The sequence below is a fragment of the Pedobacter nyackensis genome (assembly GCF_900176505.1).
Lineage (GTDB): Bacteria > Bacteroidota > Bacteroidia > Sphingobacteriales > Sphingobacteriaceae > Pedobacter > Pedobacter nyackensis.
Map to the genome: position 1 here is coordinate 72744 of NZ_FWYB01000005.1, position 26735 is coordinate 99478.

Below are 26735 nucleotides of genomic sequence, written 5' to 3' on the forward strand. Positions count from 1 at the left end.
ATGATATTAAAGAAATATATACAACAGTCGCCCATATTTATTGGGGTTTTAATGCTGTTGACCCTTGCCGGCTGTAAAAAGGAGAAGCAGGATTTTGAATACGATAACCGGTTGGTAACGGATGCCCGTAAAAGCTCCTCGCTGCGTATTGTAACCCTGGGTGATTTTAACCAGGTGGTGATGAATGACGATACGCTAACCAGTTATAAGTTTCGCTTGCCAGCTGATCCGATAACAATGACTTTGCCTGGTACGCGGTACTTCCCTGAAAGTGGCAGGTTGGGGGCCACATGGAGTATCCCTCAATCGCTGTTAAAGAACGGAAAAGCTAAGTTCTTTACAGAAACCGTAGACTATAATATCAATGCAGATAAATTAACCATTGACCTTGAGGAAAATGCTAGTCAGGCAATGGATTACTACCTGCTGCCTACAGAGCGTTTTGCAGCATCTGTGCCAAAATTTGTTAAAATTCCCCGTGCCGTTGCAGCGCCATCCGACCCGACGAAATTTAAGGTCAGGATACTGAATCTGTCTGCAAAAATAGAAAACAATGATATGGAGGATCTGGTTGGGGCAATGAGCCTGACCTGGGCTGATGGTACTCCGGTAAGTGATAAAACGAATAATGTTCTTCCCGGACAGTATTCGGATTACATTGAGTTGTCTTACACTACAGCGCAGTTAAGGGTGTTAACACCTGCCGGAATACAGGTGCCTGGTGTAACTAAAAACCTGATCTTTCCGGCAACATCCACGCTTACCGCTCCACGTGGCTGGCCGCCTGAAGATACTAATCTGACTTTTGCTTCATTTAAAAGTTTTGCACCCGGAGGGATATACACGATTATTATTGCGCCCTACAACTTTAATATTCCTTATTTAATCGGTAATCCCGGCGAAGCGGTTACAGCTTATCAAAACGCCAGCAGGATTATGAGCGACATCAGTGAGCCATTGAATGTTACTTATGCAAGGGTACAGGCTATAAATACTTTGCCTGGTATGGATGGGGTAAAAATAACCATGAATGGCGAAGCTTTAGGAGCTGCTCTGGCTTATACCGCACATACCAGCTATCAGAACTATATCATTGGCAGTTACACCATTGAAGCAAAAGATGCAAGCGGAAAGGTGCTGGCTTCCAGTCAGCTAAAGCTCGACGCCAATACCAATTTTACTTTATGGCTTCATCCTGACGCCAATGGGAAAGCCAGTATCAGTGCTGTGGCTAACGATTTAAGCAGGGTCGTACCGGGTAATACTGCCGGCGATGACGCTACTTATGACCGTATTAAGCTGGATTTGCCTTTCAGCATTCGCTTCCTGAATCTTTGTCCTGATGTGCCATATCTAACTTTTACCAAAGATAACGGACAGTCTTTTAACAATAATTTTAATAGGAATCCTGCTGCGGTAAACAATTTAAGGCCAGCAGTTTTTCCGATAGAAGTCCCATACATCCAGCTGGACAAGGATGATGTCGCCTATAAAATTATGGCGTTCCGTTCTTCACCAGGTGTAATTCCGGGAAGCTGGGCAAGCGACATTCCTGTATTAACCGGAAAAGACCTCATCGCCCGTCCGGATTTATATGTTAGGGGAGGTTTGCCTAATCACGAGCCTGGTGTATATACAATCGCCCTTGTGGGTAGTACAAAGGCATCGGCACCCGCTGGCCAAAAAGCTAAAATGATCATTCTAAAACACACCAAATAAAAGAGACATGATTTTACGATCTGGAATGAAGAATACCTTGCTTTACTCATGCATCGTCCTGTTGTTTTTTACAGCAGGCTGTGCCAAGGTAGAATATGCAAAAATTGATGATCCCGCTTATCTAAGGGTTTTTAATAACCTGAACTATAAGATCGGGATTGATAATAAAGATGAGCAACTGCCTTTTTTAACCATGCTGATTGATCCTGAAATGGATCAGAATGGCGTTCCGGTAAGTGCCAAAATCAAAGGCGATTTTCTGGATAAGCGAGATCCTTATGCTCCGCCATATCCATCACATATTGGTAGTGGTACCAGTATCAACAATCCTGAATATCCTGGGAGGGAGAATGTATTGGTAGGCCCTGTTTTAAACGGATTCGACTTAAGCAGCTGGGCGCAAATTCCATCTGGTAAACACCGTATTGTTTTTATGTTCCGCCCAAAAAATGACATTCCCTTCTTTAACCTGGATCCTAAGCTGAAAAAAAATGTACTGATTGATACCACCATAGTGTTGGATCACAAAGAAGTATATACGCTGCATGTGTTACAGAAAGATTACGACACAAAAAGAAACGGTATTTATCTGCGGAAAGAGAACTTCCACAAGCTGCCTTTATCTGATTCATCTCTTTATGTTAATTTTTATAACATGAGTGCCAAAGGCTACTGGCAGGCAGATAATGACATCAAAGGCGGTAATATATATGGTAAGGGAGCGATAGGGAATGGGATTAAAGACGAGATGAACATTTTTCTTACCCTATATAAAAATGCTAATGTTAACACATTGAAGATCACGGGCTACAGCGGCAAATACATGGGGCGTTTGGTCAGGAATTCTGATGTGCTGGAGGTTGCTCCATATTACAATTTCCCCTTATTTGCTGATGCAACTGCCGGAGGGATCCATACGGAAATGTGGCAGCGTTTCGATTTTCTGGCCCCTGGAATGGACATTACGAATATCCCATATGGGCCAACCGATATGGAGACTGATGGCAATTGGGCATCCATAAACTGTTTGACACCATTTCCCAATTATCGACAGTGGAATGAGATCGTCCTGCCTAATATGATTGTAAACATCCACTCTGGCAAGTATAATCCACGCTCGTTCGCAACGGTAAATACCATAGAAATTGTAAATGGAAATGTTTACCTCACCACCATCCAACGTAAATATGCACCGCCGGTTTACTAATGATTTAATCAAAGAGCTATAAAAATGAAACACAAATCATTAAAAAAATACCTTTATCTATTGCCGATGATGCTGTTAATGGGCTTGAACGCCTGTAAGCATGATGATTTGCAAATTGATAAGGCCAATGACAATTTCAGATCAGGTTTTGACTTTGTAAAGAACAATTATGACCTCAGCTTATTTGCTGCGGCAATAGAAAAATCGGGCATAAGTGCGCAGTTAAATGGCGCAGGACCATTTACTATTTTGGCGCCCAGCAATCTTGCTTTTAACATCATCGGGATCAATCGCCCAGGTGATTTTGATAAAATGAACCCGGATACGTTGAAATTTCTGGTACAGCGACATATCTTGAATGAGCGTTTACTGGTTCGGGATATTCCTTTTAATGGGATCGATGTTCGCTACCGTACGCTGGCGGGTACAGAGCTATACACCTCAATAGCCAGCAGAGATGCCAGCATTCAATTGTATTTTAATGGATCCCTTGCAAGCAGGAAAGATGTGACCCTGGCCAATGGTACTTTGCATGTATTGGATCGGGTAATGAAATCGACTGCAAATACTACCGTGCAAAGCTGGCTGGCTAAACGACCGGAATATAGTATTCTGGTAAGTGGTTTAAAAAAGTTTGGCTTTTGGGATGAACTGGCTACTGAAGGACCCTATACCATTTTAGCGCCTAAGAATGCTGAGTTTGAAGCTAAGGGTATGACCGCTGAAGTAATTGCCGGATTAAACGTTGATCGTTATCTGGGGCATCGCTTGTTTGGCTGTTATGTAATGCGGAAGAAACATTTCTTCATTTCAGATTTTGTGGTACTGGGAATCATTAACAGCGATGCATTCTATTATCATCAGGTACCAAATGATACTTACATCATGACCCTGACCGCCGGAAGGTTGAACTTCAGTAATATTAATGATCAATCTATCGGTTATCACGTAGAAGTCAGGACTAATAAAAACTATCCTTATGATATCATATCCGAGGTGAATGGGCATGACCAAAAGGCAATAGATAATCTTGTGGATAATGGACTGGTGCAAGATCTGCAAGGGATACTGGTGCTTCCTGAACAAGCCTTAAAAAATAATTAGATGACTTATAACATAAACAAGATGAATATAAAATTAATTGCCATCTGCCTTTTATTTATAACACTGGCATCTTGCAGAAAAACGGAGTTTCAACCTGAAGTGGAGGGAGTACAGGTGCCTCATGTAGATTTAAGTATCACACTTAATCAGGTTCTGGAAGCTTCAGCAAACACACTATTTAAAGCTGCCTGGAAACGCAGTAATATGAACAGTATTGTTGAAAAAAGAGGTAACCAAACACCGATGACGCTTCTGGTGCCAAGTGATGCCGCATTTATTGCCGATGGAATTACATTAGATGTAATTAATAATACTACACCCGAATTATTAGATAGCTTGTTGCTTTATCACACCCTGTCTCAAGGTGTTAATCCTAAGGATTTAAGTGAAAGGGGAGAGAATACGATTGGTTTGACCTTACTTGAAAATACATATCTGCAGGTAAAGGGATATGAAAATCAATACCAGACCGATCCTTATTTCTATAGGCAATACCTAAATGTATCAGGAAATGAATTGTTGATCAATGGCAAAAAAAGCGGAACTGCTATAGTAACCCTGGCAAAAAATGGAACTTTCTGGCCAATAGACCACGTTTTGAAAAAGCCGACTAAAACCATGATGCAGGTTTTGCAGGAAGATGGAAGATTTGGGATGTACCTGGAGATCATGACTAAAACTGATCAGCAATGGGAAGAGGCGGTGATGGGGGCTGCGGAACGTGTCCCCTTTTCAAAAGGACTGGCAGCGGGATATGACATCCTTATCTTTAAATCCATATTTGCACCTACCGATGAAGCCTTTCATCAGGCCGGATTTAAGGATGTGGATGATTTAATAGCACTGAATAACCGTAATATTCTTCCCTATTTCGATTGGAATACTTATGAACTTGTAGGTTCGGGTTATGCTACGGATACCTTATTAACGATGCACCGCTGGGGCAAGCTTTTTAAAGAAAAAGATGGTTGGGGCTATGGAGACGATAATCCGGATATTTTTTATTCAAATGATTTAAATAATAACCTCCTGTCGGGATATGCATTGTCCACCTCAGGGTATACCGGAACAGTTCCAATTTTTTATGTGCCACTTGATTTTGGAAAAAATGCTGCCGGAAAGGTAACGGTAAAAACCAAATCATCGGAATATCCTGCAGCAACCATTGTAGAAAGCGATATCAATACTTTAATGGGGCCGATACACGTGGTAAATCGCTTAATGCCACCTAAGAATTTTAAATTCTGATCAGATGTTTCAGCTTATACAGATCAATAAAAACATGAGTCATTTACAAAAAATATCAATAAAGCCGCTGTGCATTTTCCTTACGCTAGTTAGCTACGGTATGGTTTTAAACAGCTGTAAAAAGGAGGAGACTGCCGGTAAGAATGCAAATAGCAACAAGATCAGTGCAATTGTGGCCGACAATTTTAACCTCTCGGTTTACAACACTGCCTTGATAAGGACAGGGTTAGCAAAAACTACGGATAAGGAAGGACTGTTTACGGCTATTGCTCCCTCGGATGATGCTTTTAGAAATGCAGGTTTTGGGAATGCAACAGCTATCCTGAGTGCTGATCCATCCAGGGTTGCGACCATTATGAATTACCATATCCTGAACGGTGTGTACGAGTTTAATAAATTGCCGTTCCTGTTTAACCAGGAGGTTAGATCGGCCAATGGAGGTAAGCTTTTTGTCACCCATTGGGTAAAACGTGGCGATACAATTTTAACCATTAACGGATCTAAAGTAGTCTCGCAAAATGTAAAAGCATCTAATGGATTAATTCAGGTTATAGATCGGGTGTTGGAGCCTTATACCCATAACCTGGTTGTAGAAGCCATTGCATCAGATAGAGACCTGAGCCTGTTTTATCAGGCCTTGCAACGTTCGGATTTAGTGGAGACATTAAATGGTAAAGGCCCTTACACGGTGTTTGCGCCTAATAATGCAGCAATGGTAGCTTTTGGTTTACGTACGATAGAGGACATCAATGCGATGGATCCTGCGGTGTTGCAGCGTTTAGTGCGCTATCATATTTCGTCTGATCGCAGGTTTGTATATGATTATGTGCTCAGTACAGGTTCAGCAAATCGTAGCGATCAAACGATGCTTGATGGCAATTCTATACAGGTGATTCTTAAACCTAATCCACAGGTAGCGGGCGCATTTATAGGTATTGAATTGAAGGGGACAGGAAATACATCGGTTATTCAATTGAGCAAACAAGATGTGCTTACCGGAAATGGTGTGGTGCATACCATCGGGGGCCTATTGAAAATTACACAGTAATTAAGATTTTAGAGATGACAGTTAAAAATACAATTCATAAAATATTTTTGCTCCTGGTTATGCTGCTGCCTTTTGCGGCGGCTGCCCAGGAAACCAGCGGTACCTTAAATGGGCAGGTGCTGGATGCAGGAGGAGAACCATTGCCGGGTACTTCTGTTACCGCCATACATCAACCCTCGGGTACAAAGTATGCTACGGCAACCGATAAAAACGGTCATTATTATTTACCCAATCTACGTATCGGTGGACCCTATGTGGTAGAAGCCGTGATGATGAGCATGAAAAATGATAAACGTGAGGGGATTACCATTCGCTTAGGAGCGGCTGTGGTACTAAACTTTGCATTGAGCAACGCATCACAACAGCTGTCGGAAGTAGCTATCAAGGGCACTAAAAGAGGTCCGCAGGCCAGTGCATACGGATCGGGTAAAAACATCAGTGGCGATCAGATCCGCAATATGGCTACCGTATCACGTAGTATTACCGATATTACCCGCTTAGTGCCTCAGGCCAGTAAAGACAATAGTTTTGGTGGTACTAACTTCAGGTACAATAACGTAACCATTGATGGTGCAATTAACAATGATGCCATTGGTTTTAGTCCTTCATTAGGCGGTCAGTCGGGCACCTCTGGAATGGCAGGAAGTTCTACCCGAACAAATCCCATATCGATCGATGCTATTGAGGATATGCAGGTTTATTTAGCCCCATACGATGTGAAGATAGGTAATTTTACCGGTGGTTCTGTGAATGCAGTAACCAGGAGCGGAACCAATACCTTAAGTGGATCGGTTTATGGTTTTGGCCGTAATGCTGCCGTAACAGGAAACGATCGCGTAGGGACATTGGGAAAAATGAACAGCGATTTCTATGATTACCAGACCGGTTTTCGCATTAGTTTCCCTATCATAAAAAACAAATTGTTTTTCTTTAGTAATGAAGAGATTACCCGTAGACAAGATCCTTCGCAGCTCATAGCGGGGATTGCTGAAACGGCTCATATTTTAAGCAGTAAGGATGCTGCGGATATTAGCGCTACCAACTTTTTCAACGCAGGATCGGCAGGTTTATTTAATACTTATGCGAAATCTACTAAGTTTTTTAACCGTTTGGACTGGAACATCAATGATAGACATCAGTTGGCCATTAGAAATAATACCATCATTTCCGAAGCCTCACATATGGATCGCGATCAGCAGGATTTCAGGTTCAGTAGCATGGGTTTTACACAGAAGAATAACCAAAGTTCTACAGTTGCCGAACTGAAAAGCAGGTTCAGCAACAGCTTGTCGGGTAACCTATTAGTAGGCTATACTGCCGTAAATGATTCCAGGGATCCATTCGGCGACCCAAGTTTGCCACAGGTGCAAATTGCAGGTAGAACACCAGGAACCACGATTTACCTGGGCACAGATCGCGAAGCCAGCATTTTTGATATGAAACAGCGTACGCTGGAACTTACGGCAAATGTAAACTGGAACCTGGGTAAGCATACCATAACCTTGGGAACACATAATGAGTTTTACAATATTACCTATGGTTTTGTAAATGCCTGGAACGGAAGGGTTGATTATTTAAGTATTGAAGATTATTTGAACAACAATCCATACCGGGTACGTGGTGCATACAATTATGAGAATAACAGTCGCGCTTATATTGAGCCGCACCCTGGCGCGAAGTTTAACATCAATTTATACAGTTTATATGTGCAGGATGAAATCAGGGTTTCGGAGAAGCTGAAGGTAATTCCAGGATTAAGAGCAGACATGGCTTACCTGGGCGACAGGCCTGAACTGAGTGATAAAACGCGCAGGGCATTGGCTGATCCGTTTTTCGGGAATACCTATGATTACACACCTTTAAGCAGGATCACCAATAAGTACCTGAATAAGGTGCAGCTATCGCCAAGGGTAGGTTTCAGGTATGATTGGAATGGAGATCAAAGCTTAATATTACGTGGGGGAGCAGGTCTTTTTACCGGCCGTATCCCTATGGCCTGGCTGGCTTATGCGTTTTATAACAATGGAAACAGTTATGGTGGTTTTGACCAGAAGGCTGATCAGAAACCTTTTGTACCGGGAAGTAATCCGCTAAAAGGTGGGCCAAATGGTATTGCAGATTTTATTCAGGCAAACGGTTCAATTACTAATAATCCTAATAGTGGTAAAACCCAGATCGATTTAATTGATAATGGTTTTGTAATGCCTCAGGTACTGCGTACAAGTTTGGGATTGGATTACACCTCTGCTAGCCAGTGGAAATTAGGTGTAGATGCCATTTATACCAAAAACATCAAAGATGTATTGTTTCAACAGTTGAACGTGCAGGATAACCCGACCTATTACGGTTATGATAAAGGTCATCAGCAACCGGTATATAGTGGTACTGTAGATCAGCGTTTTTCAAATACCTATTTGTTAAGCAACACCAGTAAAGGCTATCGTTATAGTTTAACAGCAAGTATCGGTAAAAATATTGCTGATCAGTTGCAGGCTTCTGTTTCCTATACTTACGGACAATCGAAAGATCTTTCCAATGGGGTGCGTAACTCGATGGAATCCAACTGGCAGTTGAACCAGTCGCTGGTGCCAAACAATCCAGTATTGGCCAATAGCAATTTTGATATCAGAAACCGTATTGTGAGCACCATCAGTTACAATAAGTTGTGGAGTAAAGCAGGTAAAACTAACGTTTCATTATTTGTGAGTGCACAATCGGGTAGTCCTTTTACTTATGGCGTGGTTAACAATAGCGTACAGGGCTTACCACAGCAGGTGAGTCTGGCTTATATTCCGAATACTGATGAGGCGATCCGCTATTTCCAGAATAATACAGCTGGAACAGCTGAGCAACAGGCCGAGGCTTTTAACAGTTTTATTGATGGAGATAAATATTTAAGCAGCAGAAGGGGGCAGTTTACAGAAAGAAATGAAGGCCGTACGCCCTGGAATGTTCAGGCCGATCTACATGTTTCACACGATCTGTTTGTAAAATCAGATAGGAAGCAGTTTATAACGCTTACTGCGGATGTAATGAACCTGACCAACCTGATCAACAAAAGCTGGGGTATTCAGTATTTCTCCCCCAACACCTTCAACTCTACTTCCAGTGTGGGCTTAACGCCGGTGCTGTTTCCTCCCTCGCAAAATTCGGTAGAGTACCCTTTGTATCAGTTTAAATCGCCGGGCAAGCCTTACAGTATTGATTATTATGGATCAAGAACTCAGGTTCAGCTGGGTTTAAGGTACACGTTTTAATGATGAAGATGAATCGAAATATGACATACAATATGAGTTATTCAAGAAAATTTAATACCTCCATTAGCAAGTGGTTCGGTATATTGACTCTTTTTATCGTGCTGTTTAGCGCCTGTAAAAAAGATGAGGTGGAAATTGTAAAAGTTCCGGTTGAGGTTAAAGATTATTACCCGAACAGTGGTAACCAGGGAACGCTGGTGACTATTGAGGGAACAGGTTTTCCGGCTTCTCCAAATGCAATAACTGCAACTTTTGGTGGTGCTGCAGCAGATGTGGTAAGTGCCACTTCAACAGCTATTGTTTTAAGGGCTCCTGCTGGTGGACGCACCGGAGAAATTGTGATGAAGGTGAACAATGAGACCCTAAATATTGGTACTTATACTTATCAGGAGTTGAGTGTTCAGACGATAAGTCCGGCCAATGGTGCTGCGGGTGCTCATATCCGTATTACTGGTGCAGGGTTTAGCAGTACAAATGGACCTGCCGAAGTGTATGTAAATGGCAAGTTAGCCACGGTGGTAAGTGCCAGTGATAATCTGCTGGTTGCTGAGGTTCCTGAGGGGGCAGGCACAGGACCGGTAACCGTTAAGGTTGATGGGAAAGAGGCCTCGGGGCAAATCTTCAAGTTTCAGGTTATATCCGGAATTAAACCTGCATCAGGTGGGAAAGGTACGCACGTAAAAATTACAGGTGGTGGTTTTGATGAGGTATTGGCTGGTAATTTTGTAGATTTCAATGGTAAACAGGCAATGGTTTTAGAAGCAACGGCTGATTATCTTGTAGTTGTTGCACCTGAGGGTGTACAGACCGGACCGGTATCGGTTACCATCAATAATCAAAAAGCAGCCGGGCCGATGTTTACACTCGTGCCGATGCCAGTAATAGAAACGGTAACTCCATTAAGTGGACCCGCCGGTACAGAAATGACCATTACAGGATTAAACTTCAGCACATTTACAGATGAAAATAAGGTAACTGTAAATGGTAAGCAGCTGGTGGTATTAACTGCTACATCTTTCAAACTTACCTTAAGTATTCCTGGTGGAACGGGTGATGGTAAAGTTATTTTGAATGTGAACGACCAGATTGTTCAGGGGCCTGATTTTAAAGATCAGGGTTTGGGTATAGCCGGGTTAAGTCCGGATAATGGACTTGCCGGCACAGAGGTGACGATTACCGGAACAGGATTTAATACGAACGCTTCTGCAAATACTGTTACTTTTAATGGAGTAACTGCACAGGTAATTAGTGCTACAGCTACAAGTCTGGTGGTGATTGCGCCGACGGCATTAACTACGGGGCCTGTAAAAGTTGTAAACGGAGGGCAAAACGCCATATCACCAGTAAACTTTAACAGAGCGGGTGTAATGACTTTAGCGGGTGGACCGGGAAAAACCGATCTGAGCATTCGTGACCGTGGGGCAAGTATTGCCGTTGATAGCCATGGAAACGTGTTTGTGATGGAGCTCACCAATCATGTGATTAAAAAGATTACACCACAAGGTGTTGTTTCTGTATTTGCCGGTACTTCAGGGCAAACAGGTAACCAAAATGGCACGGGCACTTCTGCCTCATTCAATTTTAGTTACATATCGGGTATGGTAATAGACAAACAGGATGTGTTATACATTACAGATGGTGGTAATAGCAGCGTTCGTAAAATTACACCTGCAGGTGTGGTAAGTACTTATGCCGTGAACCTGACCGTTCCGGGGAAGCTGGCTATTGACGACAATGGCGATTTATATGTGCAAACCCAGTATAGCTTAACAAAAGTAGATAAGGCCGGAGTTAGATCGGTTGTACGAGGTTTTAATGGTGGCAATGAACAAGCCAGACCGGTAATTATTGGTTCTTTCTTCTATTACACTGACAATGATAATCTTTTGATTAGTCGTTTTGACCTAAGTAATGGTACAAATCAGCGAAGCTGGGCAGGAGATGGGAATTTTGGAAATTCCGATGGGCCTAAAAATCAGTCAATGTTGGTTACACCAAGAGGATATATTATAGATGGACAGGGTAATTTCTATTTTTCTGATGGCTTTAGCCAAACAACACGAAAAATAAATATGATTTTAAACGAGATCAGCACCGTCTCCAGACAACCTGCGAGAGGTTATAAAGATGGCGGTTTAAATGAGGCGGAATTCTCTAGCCGAGATGATATGGCTATAGATAAGGATGGCAACATTTATATCGTAGATCAGGGAAATAATGCAATTAGAAAGATGTTTTTGAAGTAGAATTTTTTCAATAGCATGAAGGCCGGTATCGTTTCAAAACGATACCGGCCTTTTTGTTTCCATAGGAAACTCATACAAGGAATTATTTAAATCAAAAAATATTAGTGTAATTCAGAAAGAATTCCGAACTTCTACAATAGTTTCTACTCACATAAATATTATTAACTTATGTACAGCTCCTCACTGCTTCGGCAGGTAGCAATAACCTTTTTGGTTATGTTAGCTGTCAATCCTATTTATGCGCAAAAAAGTTCCGCTAGTGCCTATGTCAAAAACGTGGTACTAAAGGAATCCTCCAATAATTATCTTCCTGACAGAATTGTTGGTAAGTGGATTACTGAACAGAAAAATCTCGTTGTTGAGATCTATAGGTCAGGTGTCGAATTTAAAGCAAAAGTTTTGTGGTTTGATGATGAAGATGAGGTGAGTAGTCCAATAGACAGCAGGGTAGACTTCAGAAATCCTAACCCGGCACTAAGAAGTAGAAAGCTTTTGGGAATGGAAGTACTAAGACAACTGAGGTTTAAAGAGGAGTCGAATAGCTGGGAGGATGGCATCATTTACGATTCAATCAGCGGCAAAGAATGGAGCTCCTGTGCTTTTTTTACAGATAGCGGGCGCTTACGCGTAAAAGGCTACTGGCAATTTAAAATGCTTTGCAAAAGCATAGATTTTTTACCTTATAAGGGCCAGCGTTAAATAATTTTCAGGTTTACTGTGTCATTTTTAATTCGTAGTGTAACAAATTCTATATTTCGTCTACTAATTATGTAGAAAATTAGATATGAAACGAATTATAGCATTGTTTATAGGTTTGGGGACGTTGTTTAGTGCTAAAGCACAATTCTCACTGGGTGGAGCAGCCAAAATTACAGTAACAGGTAGGGTATCTGCAGTAATTCTTGATTCAGTAACGAAAAAACCAATAGATTATGCAAGTGTTTCATTAATCAAAGTGAAGGATAGCAAATCTGTAAATGGTGCAGTTACCGATCAAAAAGGGAAAGTCGTGCTGCAAAATGTAAGTCCCGATGAGTACAAGTTATCCGTAGGCTTTATGGGCTATAAAACAAAAGTAGTGCTGATTAAAACTACGCTTGAAAAACCTGATCATAATGTTGGTGTAGTCTATATAAGCCCTACAGCGGATAATTTAAAGGAAGTGGAAATTACCGGGCAAAAGGCCTTGATTGAAAATAAGGTAGATAAGCTGGTATATAATGCTGAACAGGACATTACCAACGCAGGTGGTGATGCTACTGATGTGATGCGTAAGGTGCCGATGCTTTCTGTTGATATCAATGGAAACGTTCAGTTACGCGGTAGTGCGGTAAGGGTTTTAATCAATGGGAAACCCTCCGGAACAATGGCGAATAGCGTTGCCGACGCTTTGAAGATGATTCCTGCGGAGCAGATTAAAAGCGTTGAGGTAATAACCAGCCCTTCTGCAAAATACGATGCTGAAGGTTCGGGCGGTATCATTAACATCATCACAAAGAAAAAAACTGCCGAAGGAGTTAGCGGAAGTTTAAATACCACCGTAGGTACACGTTCTAATAATGGAAGTTTTAACCTCAGTGCCAAAACCGGACGCTTGTCTGTAAATGGAAGTTTGGGGCTAAATCAGGCCTATCCACAAAACTCTAAAGTCGTTACTTTTAATAGTGCTACTGTAGATGGAGTAACCAATACGACATTGCAAGATGGCTATTCTAAATGGTCAAGGGTTGGCTATAATGGTAGTTATGGTATGGACTACGATATCAATGGTTACAATAACATCAGTACTAATGTGAAACTGAATCGGTTTTCGAATGGTGGACCAGGCAGGTCTGAAATCCTTAGAAATGGTATTGCCTCTACCAATATCAGGGATATGGATATGAGCTTTAATAACCTGGACTGGAATGTGGATTACCGGAAGACCAGTAAAAAGGAAGGGGAGGAGTTTAGTATTTCAGCACAATTGTCGACCGGCAGGAACGGCAGTGATTTTAGTAATCAGTTTATTAGTGCAGGCATTCCTGATGTGCTCATCTTAGGTCACAATACCGGTAAAAACAATGAATATACCCTCCAAAGTGATTACACTTATCCTTTTAGCAAAACCACAGTTTTGGAAACCGGTTTAAAAGGAATCTTCAGAAACATCATAAGTGATTACGATCAGGCACAACAGGACTTTGATTATGATCAGAATGTGGCAGCTGCATATGGCGTATTAAGTTTTAAGCTAACCAAAAAAATAACAGTTAAAGGGGGCGTAAGAGCCGAGTATACTAAAATTGATGGTTTGGCTGGTAATAGCCTAAACTTCGATAACGATTATTTTAACTTGTTTCCAAGTATGATCATCTCGCGAACTTTAAAGGGGATGAGTACGCTTAAACTGAGCTATAACCGTAGGGTACAACGTCCGAGTTTGTTTTATCTGAATCCCTTTAGGAATGAAAGCGATGTGTTTAACCCGATGCAAGGGAATCCAAAACTGGCGCCTGAGTTAACAGATAATATAGAGTTGGGATATTCGACTTTCATTAAAGGTTCGGTAATTAACGCCTCTATATTTTACCGCAATACTCAGGATGTAATTGAAAGCGCAATTCAGCCAATTGTTGAAAACGGAATAGGTAAAAATCTAACTACTTATATTAATGTGGGTACGAGCCAATCCTATGGTTTGAATGTTTTTGGTTCCTACAATCCAAAGCCAAAATGGACTTTAATGGCTAACCTGGGTTTAAACACTTATGAGATTAACGGTACAAATAATAATGTGAATACGGGTACATTTTTGAATTATACCGCTTTCGCAAGATCGGCATATGCCTTGCCAAAAGGTTGGAGCACCGAACTTTGGGGAGTGATTAATGCACCGAAGCGCACCTTCCAGGGTAAAACAGAGAAGATGTATTTTTATGGTGCAGCAGTGAAAAAAGAGATCTTAAAGCAAAAAGCAACCATTGGTTTAAATGTATTGAACCCTTTTAACCGCGACCTGAATATCAAAACCACAAATACGACTGCAAATTCAATTCAAAGCACCAATATTCATTACCCGCTGCGGTCTTTTGGTGTTAATTTTAGCTATAAGTTTGGTAAGATGAACTTCAATGCCCAGCCTAAAAAGAAAAAGGGTGTTAATAATGATGATTTGAAGAAGGAAGAACAGCAGCAACAGGGCGGAGGAGTTGGTGGGATGCAAACGAACTAGTTGCTTCATCTGTTCTTTTAAAATATTGCTATATTGCGTTTCGAAATAGCCGGATACAGTGTCGTATCAGGCTATTTTTTTCTTATTATTAGTAGTAAGAGCAAATATGGCGGCTCAGGTAGGTATATATGATTTGATAGGTGAAAAGCTATTACTCCAGCAGATTGCGATGGGGGATGAAACTGCTTTTAAGTCGATTTTTGATACCTATAAAGCCAGAACATTTACTTTCGTAGTGAATTTCATTCATTCCAAAGCCGATGCCGAAGAAATTGTGCAGGATACTTTTCTGAGCTTATGGCAAAATAGAGTCAGCCTAACCACGGTAGAGCATCCCCGCAATTATATTTACACTGTAGTACGTAATAAAACCATGCGCTATTTGAGCAATGTGGCCAGAGATGAAAAGATGATGAAAGTTGTATGGGCCAATATGCAGATCGAAGTTAACCCCACTGAAGAGGCTTTACAATTAAGAGAAAGCAGAGAGTTGATCAATCAGGCGCTTTCTATGTTGTCTGAGCAAAAACAATTGGTATTCAGAATGTGCCGCGAACAGGGGATGAGTCACGAGAATATCGCGCTTGAAACCGGGCTGTCTAAAAGCCGGGTTAAGAATATTATGGTAGAGATCTTGAAGTATATTAAAATATTTCTTGCTCGTAATTCCTTGATTATTACGTTTCTTTTGAACGTTTTATCTTTTTTTAAAAATAATCCAAATTAAACGGTCCTTTGGCTCTTCCCATGTATCTATGTTTATAGATCCACACCAATAGTGGTGCTATATTTTTGATGAGCCAAACAAATGAGCAGTTTGAAACCCTGCTAAGTAAATATCTTGATAAATCTTGCAGTCTTGATGAAGTTAAGGAGCTGTTTTCTTATATGGGGGTTCCGGAGTATCAGGAACGTCTGGAAGTAATTATGGACAAGCAATATAAAACGCTTGTTCCGGGAGCAGAAATACATGATGTAGATTGGGAAGAAATGTTTGGTTCCATTGTTAATGATCGGAAGAAAACCAAGGTAAAGTCTTTATGGTCGACCATACTACCCATTGCAGCTGCAATCATAGTAGTGGTATCGGTAGGTATCCTGATCTGGGCTAATCAGCAACAGAAAGAACAGAAATCATTAACGGCGAGTGTCAAAAAGGATATTGCTCCGGGTGGTAACAAAGCCATCCTGAAGCTGGCGGATGGAACTGAAATTGTGCTGGATGGACATGATACAGGTGTGCTGGCCAATGAGAATGGTACAAAGATTAGTAAGACTGCAGACGGAATGATATTGTATGATGCGACTAAAACTGCCGGTGATGAGACATCTGCTATGGCCCAAAATCATCTCAATACATTGAGTACGCCCAGTGGAGGACAGTACATGTTGATTTTGCCTGATAAAACTAAAGTATGGCTCAATGCAGAATCTTCTATATCCTATCCTTCAGTTTTTACAGGGAATGAAAGGAATGTTTCATTAGTGGGAGAAGCTTATTTTGAGGTGGCTAAGGATAAGCAGCATCCTTTTAAAGTTAAAGCCGGTGCTGCGGAAGTAAACGTTTTGGGTACGCATTTCAACATTATGTCTTACGCTGAGGAGGGACAAACGCAGGTTTCGCTTGCAGAAGGGTCGGTCCGTGTTGATTTAGGTAATGATTCAAAAGTTTTAAGGCCCGGCCAACAGGCTTCAATTAAAGCTGGCTCAAGCCATATCTCTTTAAGGAATCTTGACATAGATGATGTTACGGACTGGAAAAATGGTTTGTTCCAATTTGACAATACTCCTCTGGATCAGGTCATGCGACAAATTAAAAGATGGTATAGTGTGGATGTTGTTTATCAGGGTGCTAAGCCAGATTTATACATCACAGGTATGATATCAAGAAGTAATAATGTATCGAAAATATTAGCGCTGATAGAGGAGACCGGAGGGATAGATTTTGTGATCGGCGATAAGCAAATTATTGTTAAAAAAGCAAAAGGAGGCAACCATGACTAGATAACTACTCTCTACAAACGTAAAAGGTTAACCTAAAATAACCTTTCCGGATTGCGCCCCGGAAAGGTCGGAAATCCTGCTTGGCGGCAGGTTTTATAGGGTTACCCTTATTTAATTGTGTCAATCAACCAAACACCTAACCCTATATTTTCAAATATATGAATGATTATTCACATTCAATAACGAGCGTTATTGCTCATTTCTTTTCCGTATTAAAACGAAAAAGGACAGTCATTGGTATAAAAAAGCTCATCCTTATGATGAAGTTAACCGCGATTATTATTCTGGCACTTACCTTTCAGGCATCAGCATCAAGCTTTGCCCAGAAAGTCACCATTTCTAAGAACGATGCCAGTTTAAAAGAACTATTTAAAGAAATACGCCGACAAACCGGCTATTATTTCATTTATAATAATGAAGTAATTGAACGCGCAGGGACAGTTAAGGTCCAGGTAAAAGATAAAGATGTATCAGAGGTGCTGAGAGATGTGTTTAGCCAGAAACGGCTTTCCTTTTCTATAGAAGATACAAACATCATTGTTAAAGTGAAAGATGCAGTCCCAGACAGGCTGATTAATGGAAGAATTGTTGCCGAGGAGGACGGATTGCCGTTGCCTGGAGTATCCATTAAGGTTAAAGGCTCAACTAAATCTACATCAACGAATACTAATGGAGAGTTTTCTATAAGAGTGAATGATGGAGAAGTACTGGTTGTGACTATGATTGGGTACGTCATGCAGGAAGTTTCTACCAATGGTAAAAGCTCACTTAATATAAAGCTGAAACAGGATAATAAAGCTTTGTCGGAAGTTGTTGTTACAGGTTTCCAGAATATCAATAAAAAGCTATTTACCGGATCAGCGGTGACCATTAGTGGTGCTGATGTAAAACAGGATGGTGTGGTAGACATTAGCCGCATGCTGGAAGGTAAAGTTGCGGGGGTATCGGTACAAAACGTATCGGGTACATTTGGTACTGCTCCAAAAATCCGTGTCCGTGGGGCTACTTCCATATCCGGAGAAAATAAGCCATTATGGGTTGTTGATGGAGTGGTTTTGGAAGATGTGGTTAACATTTCCAACGACCAGCTTTCCAGTGGAGATGCAACTACGCTGCTGGGGTCATCTGTGGCTGGAATTAATGCCGATGATATAGAGAGTTTCAATATCCTTAAGGATGCATCTGCTACTGCCTTGTATGGCGCAAGGGCAATGAATGGGGTAGTGGTTATTACCACAAAAAAAGGTAAGGCCGGTAATACTGCTGTTAACTATAGTGGTAACTTTTCTTCCTTTCTGAAACCAAACTACAGTACTTACAATATCATGAATTCTGCAGAGGAAATGTCTGTATATTCTGAGATGTATAGAAAAGGAGGATTTGGTCCTAACAGCGTTAATGGTGAACATGGTGGGGTATTCACCAAAATGTACCAGCAAATTAATGCATTTGACGCTAGCACGGGTAAATTTGGAATTGTAAATACCCCAGAAGGGAGGGCTGCATTTTTAAAAAGATACGCCACAGCGAATACAGACTGGTTCGATTTACTTTTTAAAAATTCCTTTGTTCAGGAACATTCCCTAAGCATTTCATCTGGTTCTGAAAAATCGCAGCATTATTTTTCAGTAGGCTATTACGATGATAATGGATGGACACTGGCGGATGAGGCCAAAAGATATACGATGAATTTAAGAGGTAATTATAATCTATCTCCAAAATTATCTGTAGGGATATTAGGAACAGGTGCTTTAAGGAAACAAAGAGCACCCGGTACACTTGGCCGCTCTAGTAACGTAGTAGAGGGTAAGTATACACGTGACTTTGATATTAACCCTTTTAGCTATGCATTAAATACAAGCAGAACGATGACTGCATACGATGAAAACGGTAATCTAGAGTATTTTACCCGTAATTATGCGCCGTTTAATATACTCGAAGAGTTGGAGAACAATTATATCGATCTGGATATGATGGATCTTAAGTTACAAGGGGAATTGAATTATAAGTTCATCAAAAATTTTGAGTTTAAATCGGTAGGTGCTATGCGTTATGTAAAAAGTACCCGCGAACATAAAATTACAGAATACTCAAATATGGCAAATGCTTATCGGTATATGCCTAACTCTACTATTGCCAATGGAAACAGGTACCTGTATGATGACCCTGATCACCCGGAAGTAATAGACAAGGTAAGTGTTTTACCACAGGGCGGTTTTTACAACAGGAATGATGACAACCTGATGAGTTATGACATCAGAAATCAGATAGACTGGAAGCAGAAGTTTGGTAAACATGATGTTGGCGCATTTATCGGTCAGCAAACCAAATTCGCTGACCGACAAAACAGCTATAACAATGGTTATGGTTATCAATACGACAAAGGCGGTACACCATTTACAGATTATAGAATCATTAAAATGCTGCTTGAAAGTAACTACAACTATTATGGCAGGAATAAATTTTATGATCGTTATGCTGCATTTTTCTTAAATGCAAATTATGGTTATGATTCTAAATACATCTTTAACGGTACTGTAAGGTATGATGGTGGTAACCGTATGGGCGCTTCTGCTACGGCAAGATGGTTGCCAACATGGACCCTTAGTGGTGCATGGAATATCGATCAGGAAGATTTTATGAAAAAGATTGATGCAATTAGCTATTTAAAACTTCGTGGTGGATATGGATTGACGGCTAGTTTAGGTGATGCCACTAACTCTTCTGTAGTTTTGTTAAACAGTACCACCAGACGTCCTCGTTTATCGGAAGTAGAGACCCGGATTGTAATTGATGGTTTGGAAAATTCGGAGCTGACTTGGGAAAAGCAATATGAAACCAACGTGGGGGTTGATCTCGGCTTATTTCAAAGTCGATTAAATTTTTCCCTCGACTACTATAAACGTAACGGATTCGATTTAATTGGGGATGTATTGACCTCAGGTATTGGAGGAGAGGCAACAAAAACAGCCAATTATGCCGATATGAAATCACATGGTGTGGAAATTACGCTGGGAGGAACTCCGGTTAAAACTTCCACTTTTAGCTGGAGTACCAATTTTACGTTTGGATACAACAAAAATAAAATCACCAATTTAAAAAGCAAGCCGAGAATTTACGATTTAATTATCTCTGAAGGTGGCCCTGCAGAAGGAGGCGCTGTTAGGGGGCTTTATTCTATTGATTTCCAAAAACTAAACGGATTTGGTGTGCCCACCTTTATTGATGAGGAAGGTAATTCGACTTATGATGTCTATGTACAAAGTACTAATACTAAATATTTAAAATATGAAGGTCCTGTAGATCCTCCATATACGGGTGGTTTTAACAATACGTTCAAATACAAGGATTTTACATTTAACTTCTTCGTATCGTATCAGGCTGGTAATAAAATAAGACTCAATAATGTATTCGATAGCCGTTATTTTGGCAATGAAGCATTGCCAAGAGAATTTTTAGACCGTTGGACTTTACCATTGGATGAGAATTATACCAATACCCCTTCTATTGCAGATTATTTGGTGAGGAAAGACCTTACACTTTTAGGTGCTTACCCATATACAGCTTATAATTATTCGAGTGATCGTGTTGCCGATGGCTCCTTTGTTAGGCTTAAACAGGTTTCTGTGGCTTATAACCTTCCTAAGAAATACAATAATGCTTTAGGCGTAAAAAATGCATCGCTCAAGCTTCAGGGGAATAATGTATGGTTGGTGTATGCCGATAAAAAACTGAAGGGGCAAGATCCTGAATTCTTTGGTTCGGGCGGTGTTGCGCTTCCTATACCAAGACAAATTACTCTGTCATTAAAAGTTGGATTTTAAATAAAAGAACATGAAAAAATATAGTATATATCTTTTTGTATTGCTTGCATTCGTTAGTGCTGGATGTAATAAATATCTTGATCAGGCTCCTGATGAGCGAACTACATTAAATAATCCTTCAAAGGTATCAGAGTTGCTGGTTACCGCTTATCCTCGTGCTAATCATGTGCTACTGGCTGAATCTATGTCTGATATTCCGGCATTTGTAAGTGCTACAGGAATAGATTTCGCAGTAAATCAAAATGGATTTTTCTGGAAGGATGTAGAGGCTGTGGATCAGGATAGCCCAACTTATTATTGGAATGCCTGCTATACTGCTATAGGGGCCGCTAATCAGGCGCTTGCTGCTATAGCCAAAGCATCTAATCCTCAGGCATATTCAGCGCAGAAGGGGGAAGCCCTGGTTGCCCGTGCCTATTCGCATTTTATGTTGGTTACACTGTTCTCTAAATGCTATAACCCGACAACTGCTGAAACAGATTCCGGAGTTCCATATGTGACTGATCCTGAGACTGTAGTGTTTAAAAAGTATGATCGGAAAACAGTAGCCTATACTTATCAGCAGATAGAAAAGGACCTTTTGGAAGGTATGCCTTTAATTGTTGATAACTATAAAGTGCCTGCTTATCACTTTACCCGTAAAGCTACCTATGCTTTTGCTTGTCGCTATTACTTGTTCAAGAAAGACGCTGTAAAGGTTATTGAATATGCGAATCTTGCATTTCCTTCAAACAATTTTGCGGATAATGTAAGACCATGGAAATCTTACGCGACCTTCAATGCTACTCAATTAGAAGCTGCATATACCAACGCAGCCAGTCCTGGTAATTTGTTGCTTGCTGAAACTGTTTCGAGATTAGGAAGGAATTATAAAAGACCGGTATATTCTGTTAGTCAAAATAGATTAAATGCCATCATTGCCCCTGTAGGGACTCCTTTGAATAGCTATGCGATTTATTCTAACAGCTCAACATTTTATTATGTGTTAAAATTTGTTGAACATTTTGTGCGCACAAATATAAATGCTTCCACAGGGACAGGTTATGTAATGGTTCCATTGTTAACTACCGAAGAGGTGTTGTTAAACCGTGCCGAAGCTTATATCATGCAGGAGAAATACCCTGAAGCCCTAACAGATATGAATACGCTGATTAGCACAAGGGTGACAACCTATAATCCTGCAACGCAGAATTTCACAGAAGCTAAAATTAAAACGTTTTATGCTGGCACTACAACGGACACGAAACAAGCTTTTTTTAATGCATTGCTCGATTTGAAGAAAGCAGAATTTGTGCATGAAGGAATGCGTTGGCTGGATATTTTAAGGCATAAATTACCTGTAGTGCATTACGATGCTAATGGTGCTGAGTTTACTTTAAAGGCTGAGGACAATAGGAAATTATGGCAGGTGCCATCGGAAGTTACATTGTCCGGAGTTGAACAGAATCCACGTTAATCATTAAATCTAAGGAAGATGAAAAATATATATACGCTTTTGCTGGCATCGCTTTTCTGCATGATGCTGAGCTGTAAAAAAAGTGAAAATCTGAATAAAGAAATTATCGGTTTAGGTGGAGATACCTGGGCACAGGGCCCCCTGGATCAATGGTTGTTTACAAATTTTACTGAGCCCTATAACATTAGTGTGAAGTATAGGTGGGATGGTACGGAGTACGACAACTCAAAAACCTTAACCCCAGTAAAAATAGATAAAGTTCAGCCCCTGATGGAGGTGGTGAAGTCGGTTTGGATAGAGCCTTATGTAGCTGAAGCCGGACAAAATTTTATTAAAAAGTACGCCCCTAAGAATTACATATTGGTAGGTAGTTTACAGTATAACGCTGGTGGAACGGTTACTTTAGGTGAAGCTGGAGGCGGTGTAAAAGTAACGTTGTTTAATGTGAACAATTTTTCTAAAACAGATAGGGAGATTTCAAAGAGAATACTGAAAACTATTCATCATGAGTTCACGCATATTTTAAATCAAACCATTAATTTTCAGAAAGAATTTCCACAGGTAACACCTGCCGGATATACGGCCGATTGGAACAACAGACCTTTGGTTGCTGGTAATGGAGGTTTTATTACGCAATATTCACAGGCATCGCCTGATGAAGACTTTGCTGAAATGACTGCTATTATGCTTACTGAAGGTAAGGCTGGTTATGAGGCTATACTCAAACCGCTTCCAGCTCCTGCAATAGCTGCAATTCGTACGAAACAGGATATGGTGGTTAATTATTTTAAGCAAAGTTATGGTATTGATTTCTATAACCTTCAAAATAGAGTACAAGCTGCTCTAAATCAAAACTCGCCGCTATTGCCTAGCACTTACCTTGCTTTTGGTGGCCTTTATACTACAGTAACTGGTATTTCACCTGATTTAGCTGGACAGTCTGCCGATTTTACCGCAGTCTTTAATGCTGCAAAAACAGGTCTTGCAGGTTTATCTAGCAGGGTGCTTAGCAATGTTGCTTTAGTTTATGGTGCAGCCGGACAAGTTACACTGCGGGTAAACTACTTAAATTCTGCAGGCTCAGCATTGGTAGCCAATTTTACTTACAACGTTGCTACTGATGCTAATGGGAATATCAACCTGACACTGGCAACTGCTGACGCCAACGGATTGGTTATTGCCCCAGGAATAGTTGCATTAACAAACTACCTGACTCAGAATAAATTTAGCTATAAATGGTTCTATAGTGGGGATTTTAAAAGTGAATACATAGGTCTTCATAAGACCGCGGATGTGAATTCATTCTTTTTTGGTGTTTACGGAAACTAATAACAAAATGAAGAAATTTATATATATAGCATTGGTTATAACAGGGTTTATTGCCGGATGTAAAAAAGATAGTGATCCTATTTTCGAAGATCCAGATGTACGTTTGTCTGCGGTGTTAGCCGAAGATCAGGCTAAACTTTTATCTGCTGCCGATGGCTGGAAGGCCACTATTTATCCCATCGGTGGTAAAGGTTTTACTTATTATTTTAAGTTTACGGCTGATGGTAAGGTCAGTATGTTGTCTGATTTTAACCTCACATCTGCGGGTACGATTGCTGAAAGTACCTATCGACTTAAGGCTTTACAGCGACCTACTTTAATTTTTGATAGCTATAACTACATTCACCTGGCCGCAGATCCAGATGCTGCAATAAGTGGCGGTGGAGCCAGTACTGCCGCAGGTCTTAAATCTGATTTTGAGTTTGCCTTTACGGAAGCTGTTGGAGATACAGTGAAGTTTGTAGGTATTTTTAATCTGAATAGGATGAGTATGGTTAAATTATCGGCTGCAGAGTCTCAAGCCATTTTGGCTGGAGGATTAAAAACGATGATGGAAGCCAATACACTTTATTTAATTGCGAATAGGTATCCTTATATTCAATTTGCTGATGGTACAAAAGGTGCTGTTGATCTCAATCCTGTAGCGAAATCATTTAAGTTTACTTATGTTGATGCTCAAAATACGATCGTAACACAATCGGCGGTCTTTAATTTCGGAATCAATAAAATTGTACTTAGTGATCCAATAAAATATGGCAACGTTATTTTTAAGGAGCTGTTATGGGATTCGGCAACCAAAGCTTATTACATTATGGCTGGTACGACGAGAATTACCTTGCAGAACGGAACCGCGCCATTAGTTCCACTATCATTAATGTTTGGTTATCAAAATACGTTTGCTTACCGGAAAATTACCATACCTGCATCAGGATTGCCGGTTGGGGTTACTTCAGGCTTTACGGCTGTTTATAATTCTACGGTTAGTTTGTTTGCAGCGAGTAGTCCTCCAACAGGAAGAACGATTACTACAATTGTTTTAACCTTAACGAGCAACAATACATTGAGTGTGGATGTAACCTATAAGAGTGGTACAAGTACGTTCCTGGCGAGCGCATCTTATACTTATATAAGAGTAGGAGATGTCTTTACGCTAAGTGCTCCAGTGTATAATGGTAACTGGGTGACAAGAACAACAGAAATTGCACCCTTGACGAATTACATGCTATCAGGACCATTTAAAATTAATTGGGTAACATCATCTAATCCAGCAAACACAAGCGCGATGGGTGGTTTCTATCGTACCGCAGACCCAAGCTCTTTCTTCTATGGTGTTTTGTAAGCAGATCAGCTTTATATTATCCCGAATCTAATATGTTTCAAGGGGTGCTCTTAGAGTACCCCTTTTTTATTTTCTTAAGCCGGTTGTACTTAAGTATTAATCCTTTTTCACTGTTTTCAATATCATCAGGTTTAAGGCATTTAGTGAATAACCACTGATATTATTCTGTGTCATAATCAATGACTGATCATAAAGGATAGGAACTACGTTCGCATATTCAACAATCATTCTGTCCATTTTCTGGTATAGCGGATAACGTTTTTTATTATCGCTTTCATAATAGCTTTGCTCAAACAGGCGATCAAAATCATCATTAAAATAGCCTGTGTAATTAGGACCGTTCGGCACCTTGTTCTTAGAATAGAACATCGCCAGGTAATTCTCCCCGTCCGGATAATCGGCTATCCAGGAACCCCTGAAGAAGTTAACCTCATTTTTAGAAATTAAATCTCTTAAGCTTGAACTAGGACTTACATCCACCTTAACCTTTATCCCTATCGCATTCAATTCACCCTGTATAAATTCAATCAGATCTTTGTAGGTGGTAGATGTGCTTAGGGTGATTTGGGGCATGCCCTTGCCATTAGGGAAGCCTGCCTCTGCTAATAGCTTCGCAGCCTTCTGAGGCTCGTAGTGGTAGCCTTTAACGGCAATGCTGTCAAATCCAGGCATCCCATGCGGGATAAAACCTGAAGTGGCAGGCATACCAATACTATTGCGTAAGTATTTAATCAGTTTGGGCTTGTCTATAGCATAATTAATAGCCTGACGAACCTTTTTAAATCTTAATGGCGATGTTTTTGCAATGGTTTTTGATGTGTCTACCAATATACCTACATACTCGGTACATAAATATGGTCCTTTCCTTAAGTGAAATTTGCCTTTGTACTTACTGGTCATTTTACCACTCTTGGTCAGAATGTCGTCGCGGTAACTACCATCAACCTTGTCAAAATAATCCAGGTCTTTTTTAATGAAGTTCATGAATGCACTCTGTTTATCACTAATGAAGGTTACTTTTACAGCATCCAGATAAGGGAGTTGCTGATTGCCCTCTTTTTCCCAGTAACGCTCGTTTTTTAGCATCACCAATATCTCATCTTCCTTCCAGTATTTGAATTTAAAAGGGCCGGTACCTATTGGGTGACTTCTGAAATCTTTACCATAGTGCTCCACGATTTCATGTGGTACTACCGAACAGTATTGGGTGGTTAGCAAGTTCATGAAAGCAGGAAAGGGTTTCATAAGTTTGATCTGGAAAGTGCTGTCGTTTAAAGCACTAAAACTATTGCTGTCTTTCACTTTATCACTAAATATCCAGCCTCCTGATGAGGCAACTTTAGGATCAATAAGGCGGTAAAAGCTATATTTAAAATCTGCTGCGGTTACTTTTCTTCCCTTTCCTCCGGGGAAAATCGGGTCGTCATGAAAGTAAACATCATCCCGTAGGTTGAAGGTATAGGTAAGGTTATCTGCTGAAATCTGCCATGTTTTTGCAATACAGGGCAGGGGATTTAAGCTGCTATCTATCTGAACGAGGCCATTAAAAATCTGGTTGATCATCCATATGGCATTTTGATTGCGGGCAAAAGCAGGATCAAGGGAGGTGACATTCTGATCAAGGTTCATATTAAACACTTTTTTCTCCATGTCACCGGAAGTATTCCTGCAGGATAGCAGCACTAAAATCAACAGGACATAAAAAATATTGTTTATCATACGGTGCATCGGTTCAGGAAT

The 26735-nt window shown here is 40.6% G+C and carries 16 protein-coding genes; 15 read left to right on the top strand and 1 reads right to left on the bottom strand.

Annotated elements, in window-relative coordinates:
• From B9A18_RS11310 to B9A18_RS11380, 15 genes are all read left to right on the top strand, one after another.
• The gene (locus B9A18_RS11310; protein ID WP_084289404.1) at positions 1–1719 is read left to right on the top strand and encodes a DUF4397 domain-containing protein; all 1719 of its coding nucleotides are present in this window, start codon (positions 1–3) and stop codon (positions 1717–1719) included.
• 7 nt (positions 1720–1726) lie between these two features.
• A complete protein-coding gene (locus B9A18_RS11315) occupies positions 1727–2926 on the top strand; it encodes a hypothetical protein (RefSeq protein ID WP_235005300.1) in 1200 nt (399 codons plus the stop codon).
• A gap of 24 nt (positions 2927–2950) precedes the next feature.
• Complete coding sequence (locus tag B9A18_RS11320) at positions 2951–4030, top strand: fasciclin domain-containing protein (protein WP_084289405.1); 1080 nt, start codon at positions 2951–2953, stop codon at positions 4028–4030.
• A gap of 21 nt (positions 4031–4051) precedes the next feature.
• Entirely contained in the window at positions 4052–5278 is a 1227-nt protein-coding gene (locus tag B9A18_RS11325) for a fasciclin domain-containing protein (RefSeq protein ID WP_159452641.1), read from the top strand.
• A 4-nt stretch (positions 5279–5282) separates the two neighbouring features.
• On the top strand, positions 5283–6326 hold the full coding sequence (locus B9A18_RS11330) for a fasciclin domain-containing protein (RefSeq protein WP_235005301.1): 1044 nt from the start codon (positions 5283–5285) through the stop codon (positions 6324–6326).
• Positions 6327–6340: 14 nt separating this feature from the next.
• Positions 6341–9583: a TonB-dependent receptor gene (locus tag B9A18_RS11335; protein ID WP_084289407.1), complete on the top strand. Its 3243-nt coding sequence runs from the start codon at positions 6341–6343 to the stop codon at positions 9581–9583.
• Between the two features lie 32 nt (positions 9584–9615).
• A complete protein-coding gene (locus B9A18_RS11340) occupies positions 9616–11829 on the top strand; it encodes an IPT/TIG domain-containing protein (protein WP_159452642.1) in 2214 nt (737 codons plus the stop codon).
• 216 nt (positions 11830–12045) lie between these two features.
• A complete protein-coding gene (locus tag B9A18_RS11345; protein ID WP_159452643.1) occupies positions 12046–12528 on the top strand; it encodes a DUF2147 domain-containing protein in 483 nt (160 codons plus the stop codon).
• Between the two features lie 85 nt (positions 12529–12613).
• Entirely contained in the window at positions 12614–15043 is a 2430-nt protein-coding gene (locus tag B9A18_RS11350; RefSeq protein ID WP_084289410.1) for a TonB-dependent receptor, read from the top strand.
• Between the two features lie 106 nt (positions 15044–15149).
• Positions 15150–15770 carry an RNA polymerase sigma factor gene (locus B9A18_RS11355; RefSeq protein ID WP_084289411.1) on the top strand — a complete coding sequence of 207 codons (621 nt, stop codon included), beginning with the start codon at positions 15150–15152 and terminating at the stop codon, positions 15768–15770.
• 68 nt (positions 15771–15838) lie between these two features.
• The gene (locus B9A18_RS11360) at positions 15839–17047 is read left to right on the top strand and encodes a FecR family protein (RefSeq protein WP_084289412.1); all 1209 of its coding nucleotides are present in this window, start codon (positions 15839–15841) and stop codon (positions 17045–17047) included.
• Positions 17048–17304: 257 nt separating this feature from the next.
• Positions 17305–20871 carry a SusC/RagA family TonB-linked outer membrane protein gene (locus tag B9A18_RS11365; protein WP_235005302.1) on the top strand — a complete coding sequence of 1189 codons (3567 nt, stop codon included), beginning with the start codon at positions 17305–17307 and terminating at the stop codon, positions 20869–20871.
• A 10-nt stretch (positions 20872–20881) separates the two neighbouring features.
• A complete protein-coding gene (locus tag B9A18_RS11370; protein ID WP_084289414.1) occupies positions 20882–22327 on the top strand; it encodes a RagB/SusD family nutrient uptake outer membrane protein in 1446 nt (481 codons plus the stop codon).
• A gap of 18 nt (positions 22328–22345) precedes the next feature.
• The gene (locus B9A18_RS11375; protein WP_084289415.1) at positions 22346–23656 is read left to right on the top strand and encodes a zinc-binding metallopeptidase; all 1311 of its coding nucleotides are present in this window, start codon (positions 22346–22348) and stop codon (positions 23654–23656) included.
• Between the two features lie 7 nt (positions 23657–23663).
• On the top strand, positions 23664–24995 hold the full coding sequence (locus tag B9A18_RS11380; RefSeq protein ID WP_084289416.1) for a DUF4302 domain-containing protein: 1332 nt from the start codon (positions 23664–23666) through the stop codon (positions 24993–24995).
• Between the two features lie 96 nt (positions 24996–25091).
• Here B9A18_RS11380 and B9A18_RS11385 read toward each other — a convergent pair whose 3' ends face one another.
• Entirely contained in the window at positions 25092–26714 is a 1623-nt protein-coding gene (locus B9A18_RS11385; protein WP_235005303.1) for an ABC transporter substrate-binding protein, read from the bottom strand.
• Positions 26715–26735 lie beyond the last annotated feature (21 nt).